Source organism: Acidobacteriota bacterium, from assembly GCA_030774055.1.
In the GTDB taxonomy this organism is placed as follows: domain Bacteria; phylum Acidobacteriota; class Terriglobia; order Terriglobales; family Acidobacteriaceae; genus JACPNR01.
The window spans coordinates 1-5,078 of sequence record JALYLW010000065.1 but is presented as its reverse complement, the minus strand read 5'-3'; the positions used below and the strand labels follow the sequence as shown (position 1 = coordinate 5,078).

Here is a 5,078-nt window from a genome sequence, read left to right as displayed (position 1 = left end):
ATGTCTAACCCAGGATTCCCAGGAAGTTTCGCGGCGAGCTTTCAAAGCCGGGGAAGACGTTTGCCAACTGTTTGTTCCCCAGGTGGCGGTAGACGCCCTCGCCGAGCACGCGGCGGAAATCCGTGGTCAGCGCCAGGTCGCGGCCTTCATAGAGCTGTTCGGGCGCGAGGCCCGGCCATTTGCCATAGACGCGTCCACCGCGCACCGGGCCACCCATCACGAACATCACGCCGGCGTGTCCGTGGTCGGTGCCGCCATTGCCATTCTGGCGCGCGGTGCGGCCGAACTCTGTCATCGAGACGATCACTGCCTCATCGGCGATCGCCCCCAGGTCGGTCCAAAAAGCTGCGAGCGCTTGCGAGAACTCGCGCAGCAGGTTGGCGAGCTGGCCCTGCGTGGAACCTTCGTTGACGTGGTGGTCCCAGCCGCCGATGTCGGCGAACGCGACCTCCACGCCGAGGTCGGCCTTGAGCAGTTGCGCCACCTGGCGCAGGGAATCGCCGAAGCGTCCGCGCGGATAATTCGCGCCCGGCGCCGGCGTGTAGCGGCCCGGGTCGGCGGACTTCAGCATCTTCACCGCCGCGAAGGTTTCTTTCCCGGTGCCGTGCAGCACCGAATCCACCGACTGCGAGTACATCGCTTCGAATGAAGTCGCGGCCGGCTGCGCACCGGGATTATTCCCGCCCACACCGAACTGGTTCACGTTGTCGATGGCGATCGCGGGATATCGTCCGGAGAGCGTGCGCGGCATCGAGCCGCCCAGCGCTACTGCGCGGAACGGGCTGGCCGTGTTCCTCTGCTCGCCGGTCAGAGTCTCCCCCCGCAACGCCCGGTTCAGCCAGCCGTCTTCGGTAGACTTCACGCCCGGCGTGCCCGATTCCATGTAATCCTGCGCATCGAAGTGCGAGCGCGTGGTGTCTGGCGAGCCGGCGGCGTGGACGATGGCAAGATGCTTCTGCTCCCACAGCGGCTTCAGCGCCGCCATCGCGGGATGCAGTCCGAAGAACCCGTCGAGCTCGAGCTCCTGTCCGCGCGGGATGGCGATCGTGGGCCGCATGCCGTAGTAGTCGCGCTCGCCGTGCGGGATCACGATGTTCAGTCCGTCGGCCGCGCCGCGCTGGAAGAGCACCACGAAGCGCTTCTTGCCGCCCGAGGTCTCGGCGCCAAGCGCCGCGCGCGTGAGGAACGATGGCACCGCCGCCGTCCCGACCACCGCGAGCGCGCCGCCCTTCATGAATACCCTGCGAGTGATGCTCATAAAACAGCTCCTAGCTTCTAGCTCCTAGCCTTCAGCTTCCGGGCTATTCCCCGCGATCCGCTCTCCGCAATGCACGTCACCGGCGCTGGAATTCCGGCGACCCAAGGATCAATCCGGCGATCACGCCCGGGCTTGCAACAACGTTTGCAACGTTTGGAGCAACGCTTGGTGCAACGTTCGGACCCGCTCCTACTCCCATCTCGTCCATCTTCACGCCGGCCACCTGGGGATCGGCGAGCTGCTTGGCCAGCGTCTGATGGGTCTGCAGCGAGACGTCGCCGGCCAGCAGCTTCTGCTCCAGCGTGGCTAATGTCTGCTGCGTATCGCGCGGCGCGCCCGAACCCAGCATCTGCGCAGAGTTCGGCGTGACGTCCAGCGCGGCGCCTAGCGTGACGCCCGGCAGGCGTCCCGTACCGAGGCCAAGCGCGAAGTTCATGCGGTTCAGCAGCGCCGCCGAGTTCACCCACGCGTCCGCCTTCATCGAGTATCCCGTCGGCGGCTGCATGCCGTACAGCGGCATGCCCATCTTGTTGAGCGCCTGCGCGATCACGAATGGATTCTGTATCTCCGCTCCGGTCGCGCGCAGGGAAGACACCACGAACTCGAACGGCGTCTTTACCTTCGCGCGGTACGCCTCGCGCGACCAGAACTCGGGCGCGCGGAACATGGTGCGAAGGACTTCGCGAATGTCGCCGTCGGTCTTGAGGAACGTCTGCGCCATGCGGTCGACCAGTGCGGGTGACGGATCGTCCGCCACAAAACGCTGTGCCAGCTTCCGCGAGATGAACTTTGCGGTCGCCGGCTGGTGCGCCAGCATCTTCAGCGCGGCTTCGCCCTCGCCTTCGCCGCCGCCGGAGAACTGCCGGCCGAGTACCGTCTTCGTTCCCGGTTCGTGCATGCGGCCGTTGAACTCGTAGTCGCCGCCCAGGCGCGGCTGCCGCATCGTCCAGCCGGTCAGGACCTTTGCCAGCTCGGTGACGTCCTGCTGGGTGTACCCGCCGTCCACCCCGAGCGTGTGCAGCTCCATCAGCTCGCGCGCGTAGTTCTCATTCAGCCCGCTGCGGCGCTGCCTGGTCTGCTGCACCGACTGCTGGTTGGGATCGTTGCGCTGCATCCGCGGCTGCTGTTCGTTCCCGCCGCCACCAAAAATGCCGCCGCGCCGGCGAAAGCGCCGATTCTGCTGGCCCATGCCCTGCTGACCCACGCCCGGCTGACCAAAGCCTTGCTGCCGGCCGCCGCCGCCGTTCTTCGCGAAATCCGAGCCCGGCCCAACGCTCTGCCAATTGTCGAGGTAGAAGAGCATCGCCGGACTCTTCGCCGTGGCGAGCAGCAGGTCCTGAAACTTGCCCAGCGCCCGCGGACGGATCACGTCGCGCTCATACTCGCCGATCATGTACGCGTCCGGACCCTTCTTGTCGTAGATGTTGAAGTGGTTGAACCAGAAATCGGTCATCACCTCGTCGAGCTGGCGCTCGCTGTAAGCGGCGCGCAGGATCTTCGCCGACTGCAGCTCGCCTGCCACCACGATGCGCGGATTGGCCATCGCCAGCAGCGTCTCGCGCTGTTCCGGCGACATGCCTTCGAGCATGCGTTGGCGTCCGTCCGTCGCGGGCGTGCGCGCCGTCATGGTCCGAGCGATCATGGTGCGTGCGATCAAAGCGCGCTGCTCCGGTGACAGCTTCATGATCGCCGCGCTGCGCTGCTCCGGCGGCAGGGCCAGGATCTCCTCTGCCTTCATCTCGGCACCCATCCGCGCCTCGCGACGCTCGGCCCGGTCCGCGTCGGCCATCGCGCCGTCATTAGTTTTGTCCGGGTTCGCGTTGCCGTCGTTGTTGTTGCCGGCGTCGTTTCCCTTGGCGGCCTTGTTCTGCTGGCGTGCGCGGTAGGCCGCCAGCTGCGATTCGTAGACCGCGCGCTGGTTCGGGTCAGAGGGCATCGGGAAGCGCCCAGCCTCGACCGCCTTGAGCACGAACGGCGGCGGAAAGTTCTGCAACAGCTCGCGCGTATCCATGGTTAGCGTGCGATACCCCTGCAAGCGCGCTTGCAATGCGCCGTCGTCGATCTTTTCGGGGTGGAGTTGCAGCTCGATCCAGCGGTCCACCCCCATCGCCTGCACGCGCTCTGCGTCACCGGGACGCGCCCCGAAGGTCAGCCGGTTGAGCGCATGCTGCGCGCGCTTGGAGGAATCCATCGCGCCGGTTCCTTGCCGCTTGTCGTTCTGCTTGTCGCCGTTCCTGTCGTCTTTCTTGTCAGCGGCGAGCAGTAATCCGGCCGAGACGGCCAGAATGAAGATCAAAGCGAGGGGCCCAACTACGCTGCGGAACTTCATCTTCGTCCCCCACGGACCAAACGTACTTACTTCCCGCTCTAACCCGCAGCTCAGGAAAAGTTGTAAATATTTGTAAGGGTGGGCGAGTCTTCAAGAAGCGGCGAGGTAGGAGGGAAGCTACGCCGACCACGTCCGCGCGTGATTGACGCGATAATTCAGGTCGGCGGCCAGCACATCAAGGTCATGAGGAGCGACCGTCAACGGCACGCTGGCTTCGAGGAAGGGCAGCGCCGAATCGGTGCGCGTGGCATCGCGGCGCAGTTGCACCAGCAACGCCTGCACCGCCTCGGCTTCGAACTTGTCGGGCGTGGAGCGGACGATGTGCGTGAGCGTCTCGCCGAGCGACAGCGGCTGCCGGTAGGGCCGCTGGCTGGTCATGGCGTCAAAGCTATCGGCCAGCGCGATCACGCGGACGAGCAGCGGGATCTCCTCCCCGCGCAGGTGGTCGGGATATCCCGAGCCATCGGCGCGCTCGTGATGGGAGCGGACGACCTCCGGGATCTGCGGCCACGGAAACTCCACGCCGGCGACGATCTTGTGCCCCACCAAGGTGTGTCCGGCCATCTCCTCGAACTCGTGCCGGTCGAGCGCGCCCGGCTTGTTGAAGATGTACTTGTCCACGTTGACCTTGCCCACGTCGTGGAGATATCCGGCGGCGCGCAGGCCGGCGACCTGCGCCGGGTCGAGCCCCATCGCCTCGCCCAGCCCGGCGGCGTAACGGCCCACGCGCAGTGAATGGCCGCGCGTGTGCGGGTCTTTCACGTCAATGGCGGTGGCGAAGGCTTCGAGGGTGCGGTCGTACATCGAGTGCAGCCCAGCCAGCAGCCGCAGGTTCTCCGCGATGCGGTGCTGCAAGGAATGCGCGAGCACGTGGTTCTGCACCGCCATGGCCACGGGCTGCGCCAAAATGCCGAGTGCGGCCAGGTCGTCTTCTGAATAAACACTGGGGGAATCATCACCGGACGCATTTCTTCGCCCCAGCGTGATCGCGCCCACCAGCTTCGCGTTGACTCGCAGCGGCGCGAGGACTTGGAAAACTTCTGGCGGCACGTTGCCGTTCGCGCTGAAATAGCGCTCGTGCGTCCCACGCAGCAACACCGGCTGCTGGCGATTCAGCGCCCGGGCGGTCCGGGGCAGCAGCGGGATGACCGCCGTCTGGGGGAAGAGGGCAAAGCCAAAGGCGGCGACCGAGGTCAGCATCGCCGGCCGCTCGCTGTGGATGAAGAGCGCGCCCTCGCGCGCGTCCAGCGCCTGCATGGTGCGCGCGAGCATGGTCTCCGCGCGCGCGCTGAAGTCGCGTTCCGCCGTCATCTCGTTGCCGAGATCGGCGAGCGCCTCGAAGGTGGGAAGGAGGCGCGAGAGTTTTTCTTTCTCCACTGCCATAGGCAGCGAAGATCGCTGAGCAGACTTACGTTAGCAGAGGAAACCGCGCCGCGGGCGAGGTGTGCCGCGCTGGTTAACGGCTACGCAGGCTCCGCCTGCGAGCTTCCA

The 5,078-nt window shown here is 66.0% G+C and carries 3 protein-coding genes; all 3 read right to left on the bottom strand.

Annotated features, from left to right (window positions below; genetic code table 11):
* Nucleotides 1–4: 4 nt before the first annotated feature.
* Nucleotides 5–1,258 (bottom strand): DUF1501 domain-containing protein, encoded by a 1,254-nt coding sequence (locus M3P27_05010; GenBank protein ID MDP9267670.1) that lies wholly within the window; start codon nt 1,256–1,258, stop codon nt 5–7.
* A 76-nt stretch (nt 1,259–1,334) separates the two neighbouring features.
* Nucleotides 1,335–3,554, bottom strand: a complete 2,220-nt coding sequence (locus M3P27_05005) for a DUF1800 domain-containing protein (protein ID MDP9267669.1) — start codon at nt 3,552–3,554, stop codon at nt 1,335–1,337.
* A 150-nt stretch (nt 3,555–3,704) separates the two neighbouring features.
* Nucleotides 3,705–4,970, bottom strand: a complete 1,266-nt coding sequence (locus M3P27_05000; protein ID MDP9267668.1) for an HD domain-containing protein — start codon at nt 4,968–4,970, stop codon at nt 3,705–3,707.
* Nucleotides 4,971–5,078: the final 108 nt, after the last annotated feature.